Origin of the sequence: Chitinophaga eiseniae, from assembly GCF_900167135.1 — a bacterium.
Classification (GTDB): domain Bacteria; phylum Bacteroidota; class Bacteroidia; order Chitinophagales; family Chitinophagaceae; genus Chitinophaga; species Chitinophaga eiseniae.
This window is the reverse complement of record NZ_FUWZ01000001.1, coordinates 1,769,212-1,790,062: the sequence shown is the minus strand read 5'-3', so window position 1 is coordinate 1,790,062 and position 20,851 is coordinate 1,769,212. Positions and strand designations below refer to the sequence as shown.

Here is a 20,851-nt window from a genome sequence, read left to right as displayed (position 1 = left end):
GGCATATGCTTCTTCACAGGTGGATTTACCCAAATAACAACGGTCAGCGTACTCCCGCGTTATACTTTCTTCCGGCGCGTTGCCTTTTTACGCGTCTCTATTTTTTCCAGTTTATATTTATCTTCGAATACCTTCCGGTAACGCCTGATATACTCGGAAGGGTTCATACCAAATATCTTATTGAACTGTTCCCGGAAATATTTAACATCATTAATCCCCACCTGGAAACCTATTTCATTAACATTAAGACTTGTGTTGATCATAAGTTCGGCAGCTTTCCTCAGGCGTATGAAGCGAACAAAGCCTCTCAACGATTCCCCGGACACCTGCCTTATCTTTTTATATACCGAAGAATAGCTCATGCCGATTTCTCTTGCCAGCACCTTAATAGTAAAGCCCTCGTTATCGAGGTTGGCTTCCACAATAGCGATACATTTTTCCACGAACAACTTATACTGGCCTGAAACTCTCAAATCATTTTTACGGAGCGTCACTTCATTGAGAAAATAGTTCCGCAGATTGTCTCTCGTTTGCAGTACGCTGTGTACGGTTGCTACTAACAGCTCCTTTTCAAATGGCTTGGTGATATAATAGTCGCTGCCTACTTCAGCACTTGCCAGCTTGCCTTCCTCTGCCGAGGAGCCGGTGAGCAGAATAACGGGGATATGATTCATCAGCGCATGCTGTTTCATTTCCCTGCATAGTTCCAGGCCGGACATAGTTTCCATCCTGATATCACTGATCACCACGTCCGGCAGCGTGGCCATCGCTTTTTCCAGCCCCTCCTTTCCATCGCAGGCTTCGTCAATATTAAAAGTTGACCGGAACATACCCGAAATGTATTGCCGGATCTGTGCATCGTCATCTACGATCAGCATAGTTTGTTTGGAGGTTATCAGCGTGCCGATCTCCTCTTCCTTTGGCTCTTCCGGCAAAACCACCTCCAGTTTTTCTTCTGCCATTGCTTCCAGGAAACCCGTTTTACTGGCAGGAGCGGCGTCGGTTGGTTCCCGGCACAGCTGGTCAGCGTTGCAGGGTAAAACAACTTTGAACAGCGTGCCCTCACATTCTTTACTTTCAAAGGTCACCGTTCCATGGTGCAGCTCCACGAACTTTTTCACCAGGTACAGACCAATGCCAAACCCTGATTTTCCGGCAGATACGCTCCCTTCCGATCTGTAGAATTTCTCAAATACGTGGAGACCATTCTCCATAGGTATGCCGCACCCGGTATCTGCGATGGTTATTTCAGCACGGTCCCTGACGCTATGCAGTTCCATCGTAACGCTCCCCCCGGCAGGCGTATATTTAAAGGCGTTCGACAGGAGATTAAAAAGCGTGATTTCCAGCTTCTCTCTGTCGCCTGCAATGCATAGTTCCTCGTGGTCGCTATTAAAAGCATACGACTGACCGGCCGACTGCGCCTGTTGCTCAAACGACTGGAACACATCCCTGCAGAGTTCCGTGAGGTTCACACAGGCTGGTTTCAGTTTATCAATATCACTGTCTGCCCGCCTGAACAATAGCAACTGGTCCAGTAAGCGCAGCAAGCGGCGTGCGTTGCGGTATATTGTAGTAAACTCCCTCTGATGTTTTCCATCTGGTCCCTGTTCCTGCATCAGATCTTTTACAGGGTTGATGATCAGCGTTAGTGGTGTACGAAATTCATGTGACACATTGGTAAAGAAAGCGAGTTTTTTTTCATTGAGTTCCCTCTCTTTTTCGGCATTCATATTCGCCAGGACCACCTCATACCTAAGCCTTCGTTGTTTTGTTTTGTAGGAGATGTAGGCTATTGCTAGGGCCATCACGATAAGCAGATATAAAAAGCAGGCCCACCACGAGGCGTACCAGGGTGGCAGCACTATAATCTCAAGGCAGATTTCATTGTTTAGCCATTGTCCTTCCGCGTTGGTGCTTTTTACCCGGAATGTATAATGCCCTGCGGCGAGATGCGTGTAAGTGGCTGTTCTGGTATTGCCGCTCTGGTTCCAGTCTTTATCCCAGCCGTCCATATAATAAGTATAGGATATTTTATCGGAGGTGGAATAATCCAGCGCAACGAAGTCGAAGGTGAAAACGGCCTCGCGGTATGGCACTTTAATTTTGCGGATGTTGTCACCCTGCTGCACTTCAATGTAACCTGCCCGTTGTCCGATGGGCAGGTTATTAATATGGATATCTGTGAACAGCATTTTGAGTTTTTCACCCGATGCCAAAATATTGGATGGCCGGAACAGGTTCAGTCCTTTGATACCGCCGAACATCAATTCACCGGACTGAAGCCGTAGTGCGGCATTGTAACTAAATTGGTTACCGGATAGTCCATCGCCCTGGTAGAAATTGGTAAAAATTCTCCGGTTCGGGTTAAACCTCGATATTCCATAAAAAGTACTGATCCAGAGGTCCCCCGCTTCGTCTTCCAGAATATTGAGTACCGCGTTGTTACACAGTCCCTCCGCTGCCGTATAGCGTTTTAGTATTTTTCCCTCCGCACGGTCAAACAGTAGCAGTCCTCCGCCTTCTGTTCCCACCCAGAAGCGGCCTTTGCGGTCTTCATGAATGGCCCGTACCGGGTTGCCGAGCGTATAGAATAGGTCACCACTGTGACGCGGGTCAATTTTTATCAGGCTGCGAAGGTTTCCCGCCCATAGCTGTCCGGAGCGGTCTTCTTTCATGGTGAAAAGATCCGTCAGTTTGTCGTCTGCGAGCTTAAATGTATCCAGCTGTCTGTCGTACCGGTAAAGCGCCCCTTTGTTCAGCGCACCTCTGCCAAAGGTTCCGGCCCACAGGGTATTATGGCTGTCTTTATATAACAGGTATACGGTTTTACTGCCGGTTGGGCTGTTTTTGGCGGCCAGGCTGTAATGCCGGAAAGTATTGGTTTTCCGGTCGAACCTATTGATTCCGCCCCAAAATGTGGAGACCCAGATGTTCTGTTCATTATCACACTGTACATTTGTCACAAAATTATCGCTAAGAGATGCGGGCATGCCCGGGTGATGACTGAAGTTAGTAAACTGTCCGGTCTTTCTTTGCCATCTGCTTAGCCCTCCGCCATCAGTCCCAACCCAGATGGTGCCATCCTTTTCTTCACAAAAGGCAAAAATGAAATTACTGACAAGGCTGTTACTGTTCAGTGGATCGTGCAGCACAGACTGAAACCTGTCTTTTCTGGGATCTATGATATTGATCCCTCCTCTTAGTGTCCCAATCCATTTGCGGCCGTCCGCATCTTCGTAAACCGCGCTGACGGAGCCACTCGCCAGGGTATAGTTGCTGTTACCGGCAGGAATGTTTTCCACCGGAGTGCCGTCTTTTGTATCAATGATATCTATTCCTCCGCCATTGGTGGCTACCCAAAGTTTTCCCCCTTTGTCCAGATACAGGCCGGACACCTTATTATAGGATAACTTTCCGTTCTCCTCTGTAAATGACTCCAGGTATTGATTGGCGTGTATGGAATACTTTAACAATCCATTGGGGGTCCCTATCCATAAAAGACCGTTGTCGGCCTTCATACAATCTGCTGTTGGGAAAGTGCCGTTCACCACATTAATCGCGGAAACATTTCTGTTCGCCCTGCATAATCCTCTGCCCTGTACAAAACACCACACATCGCCGTTGCCTGTTATCTCAATACCACCGGCGTCGTAGGTCGTCAAACGCCGGCTACCGGTAAACAGCGGCACCTGGACGGCAGTATCTGTTCCTGCCGGGCAAAACAACAGACCCAGGTTCTCTGTTCCAATCAACATGTTTCCTTTTGCATCTCTTTTAATATCCCGTACCACAGCAGTTATCCGCTCTAATCTGGCAGTACCGGCCACCCGGTACCATACTCCGCTGAATTTCCCGGAAACGTGGTCATAGATATTAATTCCCTGCCTCGTCCCTATCCATAGTCTATACTGAAAATCTTCGTTGATCGTAAAAACCCAGTTGTTCACAAGGGAACTGCTGTCACCGAACCTGTTCCGGAACACTTTGAATACATTACCATCGTACCTGTTCAGGCCGTCATACGTACCAAACCACATAAACCCTTTATGGTCCTGAAACACACAACGGATGGCATTATTTGATAATCCCTGTTCTATACCCAGGTATGAAATTACATGATAACTGTTATCGCCGGCGGAGAAACCGGACACGTGGAACGCTGCTGCAAAACATAGCAGACAGCACATTGCAAGTTTTCTCATCCCGTGAAATTGAAAAATACTGTTCTACTTTGGTTGATCGGCCGAATTACGAATTCACCCCCTGTTTTTGCTACAATTTACTCCGGGAAAAACGGGCAGCGAGGGGGGACACTCTCATAATTCAGGGTGTATAATAGTAATTTTTGTCTAAATGACAATTTTTAATTCATTCCTGTGTATTTTGGTCGGGAAAGCCCGCGGGCTGGTCACCAGGAAACGGGAAGATCTTACCCGCCGCTTTTAAAATATAGCTTTCTATTAACCGGGATTCTATTCCAATTTTCTCTTTGAGGGGCCAGGACCTTTTACGTACCAAAATCAAATTTCTATGTTAAGAGTCAATTTGACATTTAAAATACTTATTACTCTTTTTTCTTCCATGATAATTTGCCCGGAAGCTTTGGGGCAAAAAGCTCCCATTTCACTTTGGTACACGTTTCCTGCCAAAGAATGGATCGAAGCATTGCCGGTGGGTAATGGCACATTGGGTGCCATGGTATTTGGTGGTATCGCGGATGACCGTCTGCAGTTGAATGACATTACCGTCTGGTCTGGCGCCCCACAGCCAGAGGCTGACAGAAAAGATGCCTATAAATTTCTGGATACCATCCGGACGGCTATACGACAGGAACGATATAAAGAGGCCGGGGAACTTACAGCCCGTTATATGACCTCGTCGGCCCCCTACTATTCCTCCTATCAAACACTGGGAGATATCTTTCTCCATTATAAAACCGCCGCAGCGTCCACCAGTTCATACAGGCGCTGGCTGGACATCGGGCAGGCAATCTCCGGGGTAACGTTTCGTCAATCCGGGACCACGTACACACGGGAAACATTTTCAAGTGCACCTGACAGCGTATTGGTCCACCACATGGAAGCCAATGGCAATACGCCTATAGTTGTCAGCCTCCTCCTCCACCGGAAAGAAAAGTCCCAAACCCGGTTCGAGGCGCCCAATAAACTGATTATGACCGGCAATACCGGTCCTACGCTGGATTTCGAAGTGCAAATGGCGGTAGTTACAGATGGTGTTGTGGAAGGCGGCAAGGATAGTATTACTGTAAAGAACGCCAGGGAACTCACAATCTATATATCGGCCGGCACCTCATACATGCTGGATTATAATAAAGGCTTTAAAGGAGAACATCCGCACCAGAAAGTAACCCGGCAGCTGCAGCAGGCCATCAGTAAGGGATATAGCCGGTTAAAAGCAGATCATATTACCGACTACCAAAACTTCTTCGACAGGGTCCGGATCAATCTGGGTGCGGCAACAGACGCTCTCCCGACAGACGAGCGGCTCAGGAGCTACGGAGACGGGAAAAAAGATCCGGGGTTTGCTGCACTCTTCTACCAGTATGGCCGCTACCTGCTGATATCTTCCAGCAGGCCGGGCAATCAGCTGCCTTCCAACTCACAAGGACTGTGGGGCGATGGGTTCGATCTTCCATGGAAATGTGACTATAAATCCAATATCAATTACCAAATGAACTATTGGCCGGCAGAACCCACCCACCTCGGTGAACTGCATGAACCCATGATCCGGCTCACCGCCGCCCTTATGGCTCCCGGCAGCAAAACAGCCAAAGCATATTTCGGGCCTGATACCCCGGGCTGGTGCTATGGTTATACAACTAATGGGTGGGGATGGACAAGCCCCGGAGCAGCGCTGCCGTGGGGGGTATTTGCCGGCGGCAGTGGCTGGGCATGCCAGCATTTGTGGGAGCACTATGCCTTCGGCAGGGACATCCGTTATCTCAGACGAGTTTACCCGGTACTGAAAGGCGCCGCAGCATTCTATCTGGCCACAATGATCAAAGATAAAGAAGGACATCTGATCACCTCCCCTTCTACGTCTCCGGAAAATAGCTTTATTACTGACAGCCAACAAAAAGGAAATGTCACGGAAGGCGCCACAATGGAAAAAGCAATCATCTGGGACCTGTTCGACAATGTGGCTATGGCCTCCCGTATCCTCCATACCGACGAGGCGTTCAGAAACAAGCTGATCGCCGCCCGGGATAATATAAGTCCGCTGAGGATAGGTAAAGGGGGACAGCTGGAAGAATGGAATAAGGACTGGGACCTCAACACCGACGATCCCCACCACAGACACGTATCGCATCTTTTTCCACTTCATCCCGGCCATCAGGTAACTGTTTTCAAAACACCTGAACTGGCCGCCGGTGCAAAACGCTCTCTGGAATTGCGGGGCGATGACGGCACCGGATGGTCCATTGCCTGGAAGGAAAATTTCTGGGCCAGGCTACGCAACGGTGATCATGCACACCGACTCCTGTCTTATCAGCTCCGGCCTACTACACAGCTGAAAACAGTCATGGCCGGCGCCGGGGGGACTTATCCCAATCTTTTTGACGCGCATCCGCCCTTTCAGATCGATGGCAATTTCGGAGCAGTCAGCGGTATCACGGAAATGCTCTTGCAGAGCCATGAAACATACACCACCCAAGACGGTACATATGGGTACGTAATTGATATCCTTCCTGCGCTGCCGGCAGCATGGCCTGATGGCTCGGTAAAAGGATTACTCGCCCGGGGAGGATTTGAGGTAGACATATACTGGAGTAACGGCCGATTGACAAGTTTCAGTATCAAATCTGCCAACGGGGAACCCTGCAAAATTCGTACCCCCGTTCCTGTGGCAACGGTGGAAAACAACACGAAAAGCATTGCTAAGCAAGGGTATTATATGTGTGAACTGCAAACCCGAAAAGGCAAAACCTATAAGATGCAAAGCCAGGAAAAACGATTGTGAGTTTGCAGCATTCCAACCCGACCCGGGCCATATAGTACCTGCAGCAAACTCAATGAGGCCTTGGGGGCCAGGTAAAAAATAAGACTTATCAACCACATCGTCCACTATGAAAAAAAATAACTGATCAGGTAATCCATCAAAAATTTCAATAAATAATGATTAGGACGGAAAGCGGTTTTCGCCCTAACGGAGAACTTCTTGTCTTTATAAATTTCCACTATGAAAAAAAATCCAACCGCAGATCTTCTGCTACCATCTGGTATTGGAAGGCAAGTGTGCTGTAAGGTTAACTTGATCTTCCTGGCTGCTATGTTGTTGCTGTTTGATTCCGCCAGGGCACAGTCTGCCGATACAACAAAAACAGCTGTCAAAACGAGCGCGGGGCTTGCGATATCAGAAGCCCCTGCGACCGTTCCAATTCTTTATGGAGAACAAGCTAAAAACAGGTTGCTCCAGTCGGTATCAACAATTTACACCCGTCAGTTAACCACCACGCCGAGTCTTCAGTTTTTGCAGGCATTACCGGGTCGCATACCCGGGCTCAACATCACTTTCAGTAGTGGTGGCCCGGGGCTGGATGGCAACGGCATGAGCTTCAATATCCGGGGGGCAAGAGCGCAAATAATGCTGATTGACGGCGTTGAAAGAGGATACCAATCTATTGATCCTGAACAAATCGAATCCATCACGGTATTAAAGGACGCGCTCTCGACAGTGATGTTCGGCCAGCGTTCCTCTTACGGAATCATTTCTGTAAGAACAAAAAAGGGAGATATCGGCAAGCCCCGCATTTCATTTACCGCCCAATCGGGCTTCGAAGCACCAACAGCCCTTCCCAAACCCCTGCCCGCCTGGCAATATGCCACGCTGTATAATGAAGCCAGGCAAAACGATGCCGGAATCATACCGGTCACGCCCCAATACACGCAGGCTCAGATCGAGGCATACCAACATCACACAGATCCCTATACTTATCCCGATGTAAACTGGTACAATACCGTTCTCAGCAAAAGAGCCGGCATATCCCGTTACAATCTTAATATACAGGGCAGCGGAAAAGGTTTCCGGTATTTCGTGGACCTGGACCATGCAAGAGAAAATGGGATTATCAGGACCAGTGACGACAATAAGTATAATACAAACGCTCAACTGAACAGGTATGCACTACGTTCGAACATCGGCGTCGACGTAACACCTGTAACTTTTGTGCAACTAAACCTCTTCGGCCGCTTTCAGCGCTACAACCAACCCGGTGGAGGCGTTTCAAATATTTTTTCATCCTTATTAAACACCCCGCAATCCGCTTATCCTGTTTTCAATCCTGACGGCACCTTCGGCGGAAGCGACAAGTACCAGGGCAATGCCAACATCTGGGGCCAGGCTGTTGCCCGCGGATATCAGTTCCAGGATGTCAGAGACATTGCAGTGGACCTGGAGGTTACCCAGAAAATGGATGTACTTACGAAAGGTCTTGTTCTGACCGCTAAAGCCTCCAACAACAACACTGCCTATTATTCAACCATACGGGATAAAAATTTCGAAGTATACCAGTATATGAATGGAGCGTATACGAAGTATGGGTCAACTTCCGAGCAAACAACCAGGGGAAACCCGAATGAAAGGTCGCGCATTGTGTACCTGGAAGGATCGCTTAGTTATGATAAGACATTTAAAAAGCACGCCATTTCTATACTAACGGTGGCGAACCAGCAAAGCAGGCTGGCATTTAACACCACTAATCTACCGGAAAACTACACCGCCTACTCGGGCAAACTGAACTATTGTTTTGATGACAAATACGTAGCTGAAGGCGCCGTTAGCTACGGAGGTTACAACTGGCTGGCGCCATCAAAACGCCGGGCAACATACTGGGCAGGAGGACTTGGATGGAACCTTCACAAGGAAGTATTCATCAGCCGCCACCTTCCATTTATCAGCCAACTGAAACTGAGAGCAAACTATGGGTTGACCGGCCAGGCAAATGCGGGTTACTTTTCCTATATACAAACCTATTTCAGCGCCAATGGCTATTGGTTCGGCTCCGGTTCATCACTCGAAAGAGGGTCCGGAGAAAATGCCATAGCCAATACAGGCCTGAATCCCGAGAAAGCCCAAAAGCTTAATGCAGGAATTGACCTCAGTCTGTGGAACAACAAGTTGACAATAACGGCCGACTATTTCTTCAATAAGTTCTATGATCTTGTTGCTGCACCCACCTTCACAACTGCAGTTTTTGGCGCGGGATATCCGACACAGAACTACCAGCGAATCAACTATTGGGGTACAGATATTTCGGTGAACTGGCAGCAGCGCATCAAAGCGTTTAGCTATTACGTTTCCGGTAATTTCTCCCTGGTCCAGTCAAAAGTGGCTTATAATGGAGAATTACCCAAAAACTACGATTACCAGATCACAACCGGGATGCCGGCAGGGCTGCAGTATGGCTATACCGCAATCGGTTTGTTTAAATCCTATGATGAAATCAATGATGCCGCTACCGCAGTAATGCCTTCCTCTCCCAAATCGTCCCTGAGGCCCGGCGATATCCGGTACCTGGACCGCAACGGTGACGGTCAGATCACCGTCGATGACCAGGGGCCTATCGGGAATGCAAAACCTGCAATATATTATGGCCTCTGCACCGGCTTCAGGTTCAAAGGGTTTGATCTTTCAGTTCTTGTCCAGGGTACCTTAAACCGCCAGAGCATTTTAAGCGGTGACTTTATGAATGGCTTTGGAAACAGCGGACAAAACAATGCCTACGAATACAACCTGGGCCGGTTTACGGCGGCCACCGCAGAAACGGCCCAACAACCGAGGCTATGGCTGGGCAACAACACGAATAATACCCAGGTCTCCTCTTTTTGGTTAAAGGACAACGATTTTGTGCGCCTCAAAAACGTAGAAGCAGGCTATACCTTCCCTGAAAAATTATCCCGCAAAATTGGTCTTCCTTCGGTGCGTCTGTTTGCCAATGGATTGAACCTGCTTACCTGGGCGGAAATATATAATGTCCGGAAAGATCTGGACCCCGAGGCCTGGGGCGCCGCTTATCCCATTATGAAGATTTTCAATTTCGGTATCAATGTTAAATTTTAACCGACAATGTATTGTTATATGAAAAAGAATTACGGCTGGAGCTGTCTTGTTTTCATTGCATTTATCGTTACAGCATTATCCTGTAAAAAAGCATTTGAAGATAAACCCCTCGAACTGCTTACCATAGACTATATTTTCGATGAGAATGACCCTACCGGCGACCAGGCCTATAAGTGGGTGACAAACATCTATTCTAAAATCCCGTCAGGGTATAACCGGATGCTGGGAGGTTCCAGTTGGGGCCTTAATGGGTCAAAGAGGAGCAACCTCTCCCTGGTGCCGCTGGAGTGTTTTTCAGATGATGCTGTTCCAAGCGCAGATGGGAACGAAGGATGGAATATCATACGCGGCGGCTATAGCCCTGTTGCCACATTTGACGATAACTGGGCCAATTGTTACAGCGCCATAAGAGCAGCCAATATTTTCTTAAAGAACTATCAGCGGGTTCCCTGGGCAGACTCCTCCCGCAGGGTGTGGCTACCCAACGAAGCCCGCGCCCTCAGAGCCTATTTTTATTATGAGTTGATTAGAAGGTACGGTGGTGTACCGCTGATAGGCGATACGATTTTCGACTCCAATGACCCCGGATTGTTAAACCTGAGACGCAACAGCTTTGAAGAGTGCGTGAAGTATATAGTGTCAGAACTTGATATCGCCAGGGATAGCCTGCGTCCCGACGCACCGCTTGCCGGCAGGGCAACGGATGCTGATTTCGGAAAAATGCGCAAAAGCATTGTGATGGCAATCAAAGCAAAGGTTTTACTCCTGGCTGCAAGTCCTTTATTTAATCCTTCACCAACCCCCGCCAGGTCCTATACCGGTTACCCATCTTACAATACAGAAAGATGGAAAGCAGCTGCTGATGCGGCCAAAGCGGTGATAGACCTGGGCATTTACGATCTGGAGCCCAATCGTTATACCCTGATGTTAGCCAGGGCTAACAAGGAACATATTTTCTTCAGAATGAGCGACCCCCGGATCGATAATGCCTATTCGTATTATATGTCCCCTCCCGGATATAAGCCGGCAAACCGTAATAGTGAGGGGCGTGTAAGTCCGACGCAGGAATTTGTGGATGCCTTCCCGATGAAAAATGGCAAAACCATTACCGACCCCTCCTCCGGTTATAATATATCCAGTCCTTACAACAGCCGCGATCCGCGTTTAGAGCAGACAGTGTTTTATAATGGCGCCAAATGGCTCCAAAGACCGGTGGAGACTTTTGAAGGAGGTAAAGACAAACCGAACGACGCTACCCTGGCCCCGGTGCAGACACAAACAGGCTATTATGCCAAAAAATTTTGCGCAAACGACAGCAGCAGCGCAAATTATACAAACACCTTTTTCCGGGATGGCGGATTCATTGCGCCGTGGTGCATTATCAGGTATGCAGACATCCTTCTGATGTATGCGGAGGCACAGAATGAATATTCAGGACCTGATGCCTCTGTATATGCGGCCATTGAGAAAATCCGCCAGAGAGCCGGCTTGTCCCCCTATACGCTGCCGCCCGGGCTGTCGCAGGGCCGGATGCGCGATGCTGTCCGTAACGAACGCCGCATCGAGCTGGCATTTGAAGAACAAAGATTTTGGGACATACGCAGGTGGAAAATTGCAAAAGCCGTTTATGGCAGTACGCTTCATGGCGTTACTATCACCCAAAATGCAAATGGTACGTTCAACTATTCTCCGAAGGCGGTAACCACCCCCTATTTTACAGATGCCATGTATTTATTCCCTATTGCCATAAAGGAAACACAGGTAAACAGAGGAATTGAGCAGAATCCCGGGTATTAAGCTTTTTGTTACAATAAACAGCAAAAAATGAAAATAAAGATATTCATATTGACGTGGTTTTCACTGATATCAACAGTTGCATGGGCGCAGCATATAATCATAAGAGGACGTGTGCTGAATGACAAAAATGAGGCAATAAGCGGAGCCACTATTTCAGAAACCGGCGACCGGAAGAATGGCGTCGTTTCCGATGAAAAAGGGAATTATAGCATCGCTTTAAAACCTGGCGGCGGGAAACAGCTAATGATCACATGCATAGGCTATCTGCCTCAAACCATTACCGCAGTTGCCGGGGCACCAATGCTCGTTCACCTGACACCTGATGTCAAAGGACTGGAAGATGTGGTAGTCGTTGGCTTTGGGCGTCAGAAAAGAATCACCAGTACGGGGGCTGTAAGCGCTGTAAAGGGTGAAGAGATCAGGTCGGTCCCTACGGCCAGCATTCAAAATACGCTTATCGGCCGCTTACCCGGCTTCTTCAGCCAGCAAAGAAGCGGCCAGCCGGGAGCAGATGCTGCCGACTTCTTTATCAGGGGAGTAAACTCCATCACCGGTGATAACAAACCGCTGATCATCGTAGATGATATCGAGTACGACTACACGCAGCTGTCACAGTTGAATGTAAACGAAGTCGAATCTGTTTCCATCCTGAAAGATGCCGCTACGACGTCTATCTATGGATTAAAAGGAGCCAATGGCGTTTTAGTGGTTACCACTACCAGAGGGCGTATCGGAAAACCACGGATTAATGTTACAGCTGAAAGCGGAATTAATCAAACTATCAGAATGCCAACTTTCCTCGATTCGTATACTACCGCCCTCCTTCGGAATGAGGCTACCATTAATGATGCATATGGACAATCCCAAACGCCTGTACTCCCCTTTACGCCGGACGATCTGCAGAAGTTCAAAGATGGCTCTGATCCATATGGCCATCCTAATGTCAACTGGGCAGATGTTCTATTTAAAAAAGCATCTACACAATCCCGTTATAACGTAGATGTGAGCGGAGGAAATCAACTTGTAAAATATTTTATCTCCCTGGGTCATTTTTCCCAAAATGGTATTTTAAAAGACTTCAGGCCGGTGGGTGACTATGTTAACACTAATTACTTCTACAAACGCTTTAATTACCGATCCAACCTTGATATCACCCCCACCAAAACACTAAAGGTCCGGTTTGATGTCAATGGCCGTTTCGAAACTGTCAACAACCCAAGCGGGACCGTGGAAAATGCCGGGCTTTTTTATGAACTGGGAGCATTTCGCTATATGGCCCCTTATGCCATGCCGGTAATAAACCCCAACGGCAGCGCTAGTTATGCATCGCATCTGGGCGCCGCAACGAATAACGGCGCCATTAATCCGGCTTTCCGGCTGGCCAACGGAGGATACATCAGAAGCGTCAGGAATAACTATAACATTATAGTGGGCGCAGACCAAATGCTTGACTTTATAACACCGGGCTTATCCGCGAAAGTCAATGTTTCTTATGCCGGTAACAACAATGAGGGCCGCAACCTGAACCGTAGTGGTTTGCCTGCCTATAAATACAACGTTGCCACGAACTCTTATTCCATCAGAGACGCGGGCCAATACCGCATGCTGCCATATTCAGTAGCTGCCCCCGGCAGCGCCTTTAATTCTACTACTATTCTTCAGGCATCGCTTAACTATGATCGTACCATAGGCAGCCATCACTTCACGGGGCTTTTGCTATTAAATCAGCGGAATTATACGAATGGTGCAGCTATTCCGGTGAACTACCGGGGTACCACCGCGAGACTCGATTATGATTTCAGGCGCAAATATCTCCTGGGCATTACCGTTGCCCGCAACGGCAACGACTTATTCCGGGAAGACAAACGGTATGGAATATTTCCGGCTGTATCCTGGGGATATAACCTGGCGGAAGAGCGGTTTTTCAAAAACCTTTTTCCATTCTTCGATATGTTTAAAATCAGGGGCTCATATGGCCTTGTAGGATCAGACGCTAATTATCCGGGCACAGTGACCTCTGTTATTCAGTATGCCACCACCGGTTCAAATTACTATGGTAATACCACGGTGGAAGGAGCGCTGGTGAACCCTGACGTCACCTGGGAAAAAGAAAAGAAGACAGACCTGGGGCTGGAGTTGAACATGTTCCAGGGAAAAGTTACACTCAGTGGCAGCTATTTTTATAACTACCGTTATGACCAGTTGATCGAACAACGGGACGTTCCGTTGTTGATTGGCCAGGCACTCCCCCAAAAGAATATCGGCATATCTGAGAACCAGGGATTTGACGGGATGATCACCTACAGGAATAATAAGGGAAAGATCAATTATTCCATCAGCGCCAACGCTTCTTATGCGGTAAACCGCATAGTTTATATCAGTGAGGCGCCGGATTACCCCTACCAGGCCAGGACGGGTACCCGGCTGGGGTTAACTATGGGGTATCATAATATTGGTTTCTACCAGCAGGATGATTTTGATGCGGTCGGGAAAGTGAAAAAAGGCATTGCTGCACCGCTGTGGAGCATTATACAGCCGGGAGATTTAAAATATGCTGATATGAATGGAGATGGCGTCATTACTGATGCCGATAAAACCTGGCTGTCAAAACCGAATTTACCCAACACCGTTATAGGCGCTGAGTTTACAATTGGCTATAAGGGGCTGACATTAAGGGCATTGCTGCAAGGGGCTTATGGTTACGCTGTGCAGGTCATAGCCGAAGGCGCAGGCGATGCATTCAATGGGAACCTGCGTCCCTGGAACCTGGAGCGCTGGACGCCGGCGACTGCCGCCACTGCCACTTATCCACGCCTTGGATTAAACACTAATATAAATAATATATCCTGGCAAACAGTCTCTGATTTTTGGTTTGCCGATACCTGGTACGTCCGGTTGAGGTCCCTGGAGCTGGCTTACCAGCTTCCCGGCACGTGGTTAAAACGCACCAGGGCTGTTCAACATGCGAGGGTGTACGTTACAGGATACAACCTGCTGAATATACAGAACATGGGCAAGTTTCAACAGGATGCGGAGATTGCCAATGGCACCGGAGGCGCTTATCCCAACACCGCTAACTTCAACTTTGGACTGCAACTAGGCTTCTAATACTAAAAAAATACTTATGAAGAGACATAAAATATATTGGAATCTCCTGTTTGCCGGACTAGGCGCAGTTATATGTTCTACGACGGCCTGTAAGAAAGATTTTCTGGACCAGAAAACGTTATCAGCCATTGATGAAGCAGCCGTATTCCAGGACAGTACCCGATCGCTGGGAGTCATTAACAACCTCTATTCCAACCTGGGCATATCTTTTAACCCCAGAAGATTCAATAATACAGGACTAGACGCAGCCTGCGATGAATCGGAACCGATCGGCGACCCCACTATTTACACGTACAAAATTTCAAGCGGCGGTATAAATGCCAACAATGCTGACGGCGGGCTGTGGAGAACAGTTTTCCAGATGGTAAGGGCCTCGAATATTTTTCTGAAGAACAAAGCCGGCATTCCGGTATCGGACGCTACGAAGGACTACTGGACAGGGCAGGTGAGGTTTTTAAGGGCATGGTACCTCTTCACCCTGTTAAAACATTATGGAGGCATACCATTGATCGGGGACAAAATATTTGATGGTAATGAAAAAATAGATGTTGCACGCAGCTCATATGACGCCTGTATCAAATATTTAACCAGTGAGCTGGATGCGGCGGCGGCGGACCTTCCGCTCTCCTACCGGCCCGGAGATGTGAACCAGTTGAAAGTAACAAAAGGGACTGCATTGGCGGTAAAGGCAAGGATGCTTTTATATGCGGCCAGCCCGCTGTTCAACAGCGGGCCAAGAGCAGACGACCCCGAACATCTGCTCACTTTCCCCGCTGCTGATCCGGAACGTTGGAAGCAAGCTTCCGATGCCGCCAAAGCTGTAATCAACCTGGGCGTTTATAGCTTATACACCTCCTCTGCTACGCCGCTTTATACACTCTTCCTGCAAAATACGCCACAGGAGGAACATATTCTCGTTTATTGGCAACCGTGGACAACTTCTAATAATTTTTACATCGAAGCCAGTTCTAATCCACCTTCCAGAGGAGGGATGAACGGGTGGGCCGGAAGCAGGTATTTTCCAACGCAGGAATTAGTTGATGAATTTGATATGGTCACCGGACTGCGGATAACGGATCCCGCTTCCGGTTATCCCGGCATCGGCAACGATATGTACAAAAACAGGGACCCCCGGCTTACCTATACGGTCCACTATAATGGCGCTATCCGCAGCATGGGCTCATTTGGCGATCAACCTGTCAATACCTATACAGGCATTATTCCACCGGGAAATGCAGCAGTAACCAGTGCCAGCGTTGACGGCATCTACACTTCCACCGGTACATTAACAGGTTATTTCAGATATAAAATGTGCAACGGCGGAGGTGGTGAGCTATATCGTCCGTGGGTAGTGATGCGCTATGCAGAAATCCTGTTAAACGCTGCCGAAGCGACGAATGAATACTTTGGTCCGACTTCAGAAGTATACAACTGGCTAAAGATGATACGCAGCCGTGCAGGAATCATTGCGGGGGAAAACAGCCTGTATGGCCTGAAAGCGGGAATGACCAAAGCGGAAATGCGCGAAGCCATCCGGCACGAGCGCCGTGTGGAGCTGGCTTTTGAGGAACACCGCTTCTGGGATGTGCGCCGCTGGAAGATCGCACCTCAGACGGAAAATGCCGAAACACATGGTATGGAGATCACAAGAGCCGCGAACGGAAGCTTTTCCTATCGCATCATACCCGTGCGCCGGCATGTGTTTACCGAGGCAATGTATTTCTGGCCTATACCACAAAGCGAACTGACAAAGTCGCCCGCCTTAAAACAAACACCCGGTTATTAAAAATCAGCTCAAAATAATTTTAATAATTCACCTTATGAAAAGTATTATAACAGCAATTACCCTTATTGCCACGCTTTCCATCATAGCCTGCACAAAAGGAGGAACACTGGAAAGAATAAGCGGCGATCAATATACGGTGACCTCAACTGCGAGCGCCCGTCAGTTGGTGCCGGCAATTGACACCACCTTCTCCGGTACATTTACAGGATTTTATGATGAGCAATCAAACATCCTCACCTTTACCCTCACGTGGAAAGACCTCTGGCAGACGAGCAAAGACACTATTATATCGATAAACTTTTATGGCCCGGCCAGTGCAACAGAAAATGGTATCCAGGTGCGGTCCCTGCCCTTTGTCAGCACCAACAACGAAGCAAAAGTCAATCTCGGTTTAGCTGGCTTAAACAGCTTTGGAATGAACGAAAAAAAAGACTTCCTGGCAGGGTCCTACTATTTTACCATCAATACCAAAAAATATCCCAACGGTATCATCAGAGGGCCGTTGGCAGTAGTAAAACAATAACCTTATTCATTAATCCGATTCGTTGACTTATGCAAAAACTTCAATTCCTGCTTTTTTTTATGTGCATTTATACGCTGAAACTATCCGCACAGGAACTCGTGACTTATCCTCCCCCAAAGGCGGTCGTATACGCTATGCACAATGATGATTATACCGTAAAAGTCCGCAAACCCGGCGGGGAATGGCAGGACCTGTATGAATACAATGTAAAAGTAGACCTCGACAAACCACAGGACGCATCAATGGTATATTTCGATTTTTCAGGATCTGTGGAAGTATTTGTACAGAAGAATAACGGCAATGTGCAGTCCGTAAAGATCCGTCCGTCTGCTTACGGGATAAAACCGCTACTGAATGGAAACAGCATCACATTTACACTGACCGAACCAAAAAAAATTTCTATAGAATTCGACGGCGACAAGTTGCACAACCTCCATTTATTTGCCAATCCTGTAGAAACCGCGCGTCCGGATCCCAAAGACCCCAATGTGGTTTACTTCGGACCAGGCGTACACTTACCGAAAGACCTGCCTGGTGAAGCATTTAACATTCCGTCGGGCAAAACGGTTTACATAGCCGGAGGCGCTATTGTGAGAGGGAAACTATTGTGCGACAAAGTGGAAAACGTCCGTATTACCGGGCGAGGAATTATTGATCAGCCTCAGCGGGGTATCGAAATCCGGCACTCAAGCCATGTTACCGTCGATGGAATTATTGTGGTCAATCCAAAACACTACACCATTTTCGCCGGGGGGTCAAATCATCTCACCATCCGTAACCTGAAGTCCTTCAGCGCCAGCTCCTGGAGTGACGGACTGGATTTTATGAGTTGCAGCGACATTACAGTGGATGATGTATTCATGCGTAACTCTGATGATTGTATCGCCGTATACGGGCATCGCTGGGAGTTTTACGGCGATGCCAAAAACTATTCGGTCACTAATTCCATCCTCTGGGCTGACGTGGCGCACACCATCAATATCGGCGTTCACGGAAATGCCGAAAAATCAGGCGAGGTCATCGAAAATTTGTTGTTTAAAAATATCGAGATATTGGAACTTGACGAAGATGATCCCATTTCTGAAGGGTGTATGGCTATCCAGGCAGGCGACAGGAACCTGGTCCGCAATATTCGCTTCGAAGATATACGGGTGGATAATTTCCAGGAAGGGAAGCTCCTCCAATTAAAAGTGGCATTCTATGACAAATACAATGCAGCGCCCGGAAGAGGAATAGAGAACATTCTTTTCAAAAACATCAGCTACAATGGTTTTAATAACTCACCATCTATTATTGATGGTTTGGATAAAGATCATCTTGTAAAAGATGTAACGTTTGAAAATCTTCGGGTCAACGGAAAACTGATCACCAGCATGGAAGCCGCCAACATCCAACCGGGTAAGTTCACCCAAAATATAACGTTTAAAAATCCGCAGTCAGCAAAAAAGAGTCTGGCTGGCGCATCGAATTAAAATTACAGCATAACAAACCATACCCAATGATCCATAATGATAAAAAAAATCTCATCATGTACCCGGTGAAACTCCTGTCATTCTTCCTATTGCTTATTTCCGGTATCACAGCGGCAGCACAAACCTTTACCCACCCAGGCGGTTTACACACAAAAAACGATTTAGACCGCATGAAAACCCGGGTAGCAGCCGGAGCACATCCCTGGATAGACAGTTGGAACGCCCTGGTAGCTCATCCCAAAGCACAGAACACCTACACCGCCGCAGCGAAGGCCAATATGGGTGTCAGTCGTCAACGGGCCTCTGCCGACGCCGTAGCTGCTTATCTCAATGCCTTACGCTGGTATATTTCAGGCGACACTTCCTATGCAGCCTGTTCCCGAAAAATCCTGAACGCCTGGGCCTATACTGTAAACCAGGTCCCCAGCGGCCAGGACATCCCCGGATTAATGGGGATCGCGGTTTATGAATTTGCCGTGGCGGCAGAGATACTACGTCTTTACCCCAATTGGGCACAGGCGGATTTTAATCAATTTAAAAAAATGATGACCACTTATCTCTACCCGAACTGTCATGACTTTTTAACCCGCCATAACAATGCCTGTATCAGTCATTACTGGGCCAATTGGGACATCTGTAACATCACGGCTATTTTAAGCATCGGCGTATTATGCGACGACACAGCTAAGTTCAACGAGGCCATTACCTATTTTAAATCCGGAGCGGGCAACGGTAACATAGCCAGGGCTATACCCTTTTTACATCCGGGAAATTTGGCCCAGTGGCAGGAAACAGGGCGCGATCAGGAGCACGCATTGCTGGGCGTGGGTATGCTTGCCACCTTTTGCCAGATAGCATGGAACCAGGGACAGGACCTGTACGGGTATGACAACAACCGCCTGCTGGCAGGCGCTGAATATACCGCCAAATACAATCTATGGCAAGATGTACCCTACACTACCTATAACAACTGCGACAATGTCCTGAACTTCTGGGCATCTGAACAAAACAGCGGCGGCAGGGGAAGGCTGCAGCGCCCTATCTGGGAGATGATTTACAACCACTATGTAGTGAGGAAAGGCCTGAGCGCTCCCTATGTGAAAGCGATGGCAGAAGTGAACCGGCCGGAAGGATTTGAGCATGATGACAATCTGGGTTTCGGCACCTTGTGTTATACATTAAATGCAAGCGCATCGCCCTACCCCTCCTCTCCTGTCCCATCAGCACCAACAGGTCTGAAAGCGACCGCAGGTACAGGAAAAGTATGGCTCAGATGGTCCCCTGTTGCCACCGCAAACGGCTATAACGTACTGCGTTCAACCACAAGCGGCGGTCCTTATACCAGCATAGCAACCTATAGAGGAACTTTTCCGTTATATGAAGATGCTGGTGCGACCAACGGCACCAGGTATTACTATGTTGTATCAGCCATTAACCAGGCAGGCACCAGCGGTAATTCTCCGGAAGCGAATGCAACTCCGGCCGCTACAGCCGCATTACCAGCAGACTGGAGCAGACAGGATATTGGAGCGGTAGCCACTACAGGCGCCGCCGGATATGCGCAGGTGAGCAACGGCACCTTCATAGTAAGTGGCGCCGGCGCCGGCATCGGTGGCGCCGCAGATGGCTTGTGTTATGTGTATAAAAGGGCGACCGGCGACGCTACGATTACAGCAAGGGTGGCTGAAAGTACATGGAAAGGCGGTGGCTCACAGAAAACAGGCATCATGCTCCGGGAATCGCTATCCTCCAATGCTATCGCTTTCAGTATGACATCGGGAGATGGAGGCGTTCGTGAAGCCAGATTTGGAAGCCGCATTTCCAATGGCGGTCTTATGGGCTTTCAGACTGGTAACGCCTATACACGCACCCCCACCTGGTTCCGTTTGAAAAAAGCAGGAAACACTGTTACGGCCTATCAGTCAACCGACGGATTAACATGGTTTACCGTAGGCAATCCGGTTACTGTTTCAATGGCCGGCAATTACTATGTCGGACTGGCTGTAACCTCCAGCAGTTCCAGCCTGAACACAGCAACATTCGATCATATAACGGTAGATTAAATCAAATAGTAAGTGAAAG

General features: G+C 48.3%; 9 protein-coding genes. 8 read left to right on the top strand and 1 reads right to left on the bottom strand.

Annotated elements, in window-relative coordinates; genetic code table 11:
- Positions 1-59: 59 nt before the first annotated feature.
- On the bottom strand, positions 60-4,205 hold the full coding sequence (locus tag B5D63_RS07495) for a hybrid sensor histidine kinase/response regulator transcription factor (RefSeq protein WP_078668093.1): 4,146 nt from the start codon (positions 4,203-4,205) through the stop codon (positions 60-62).
- Between the two features lie 400 nt (positions 4,206-4,605).
- Between B5D63_RS07495 and B5D63_RS07490 the strand changes: the two genes are divergently transcribed.
- The 8 genes from B5D63_RS07490 to B5D63_RS07455 all read left to right on the top strand — a co-directional run bounded on the left by B5D63_RS07490 (position 4,606) and on the right by B5D63_RS07455 (position 20,832).
- Positions 4,606-6,984, top strand: coding sequence for a glycoside hydrolase family 95 protein (locus B5D63_RS07490; RefSeq protein WP_159455927.1), 2,379 nt, complete (start codon positions 4,606-4,608; stop codon positions 6,982-6,984).
- A 219-nt stretch (positions 6,985-7,203) separates the two neighbouring features.
- On the top strand, positions 7,204-10,083 hold the full coding sequence (locus B5D63_RS07485; RefSeq protein ID WP_078668091.1) for a SusC/RagA family TonB-linked outer membrane protein: 2,880 nt from the start codon (positions 7,204-7,206) through the stop codon (positions 10,081-10,083).
- 18 nt (positions 10,084-10,101) lie between these two features.
- A complete protein-coding gene (locus tag B5D63_RS07480; protein ID WP_159455926.1) occupies positions 10,102-11,880 on the top strand; it encodes a RagB/SusD family nutrient uptake outer membrane protein in 1,779 nt (592 codons plus the stop codon).
- Positions 11,881-11,907: 27 nt separating this feature from the next.
- On the top strand, positions 11,908-14,988 hold the full coding sequence (locus tag B5D63_RS07475; RefSeq protein WP_078668089.1) for a SusC/RagA family TonB-linked outer membrane protein: 3,081 nt from the start codon (positions 11,908-11,910) through the stop codon (positions 14,986-14,988).
- Positions 14,989-15,004: 16 nt separating this feature from the next.
- The gene (locus B5D63_RS07470) at positions 15,005-16,774 is read left to right on the top strand and encodes a RagB/SusD family nutrient uptake outer membrane protein (protein WP_078668088.1); all 1,770 of its coding nucleotides are present in this window, start codon (positions 15,005-15,007) and stop codon (positions 16,772-16,774) included.
- Between the two features lie 34 nt (positions 16,775-16,808).
- A complete protein-coding gene (locus tag B5D63_RS07465) occupies positions 16,809-17,297 on the top strand; it encodes a CHRD domain-containing protein (protein ID WP_078668087.1) in 489 nt (162 codons plus the stop codon).
- Between the two features lie 29 nt (positions 17,298-17,326).
- Positions 17,327-18,769 carry a glycosyl hydrolase family 28 protein gene (locus B5D63_RS07460; protein WP_078668086.1) on the top strand — a complete coding sequence of 481 codons (1,443 nt, stop codon included), beginning with the start codon at positions 17,327-17,329 and terminating at the stop codon, positions 18,767-18,769.
- Between the two features lie 170 nt (positions 18,770-18,939).
- On the top strand, positions 18,940-20,832 hold the full coding sequence (locus B5D63_RS07455) for an alginate lyase family protein (protein WP_159455925.1): 1,893 nt from the start codon (positions 18,940-18,942) through the stop codon (positions 20,830-20,832).
- Positions 20,833-20,851: the final 19 nt, after the last annotated feature.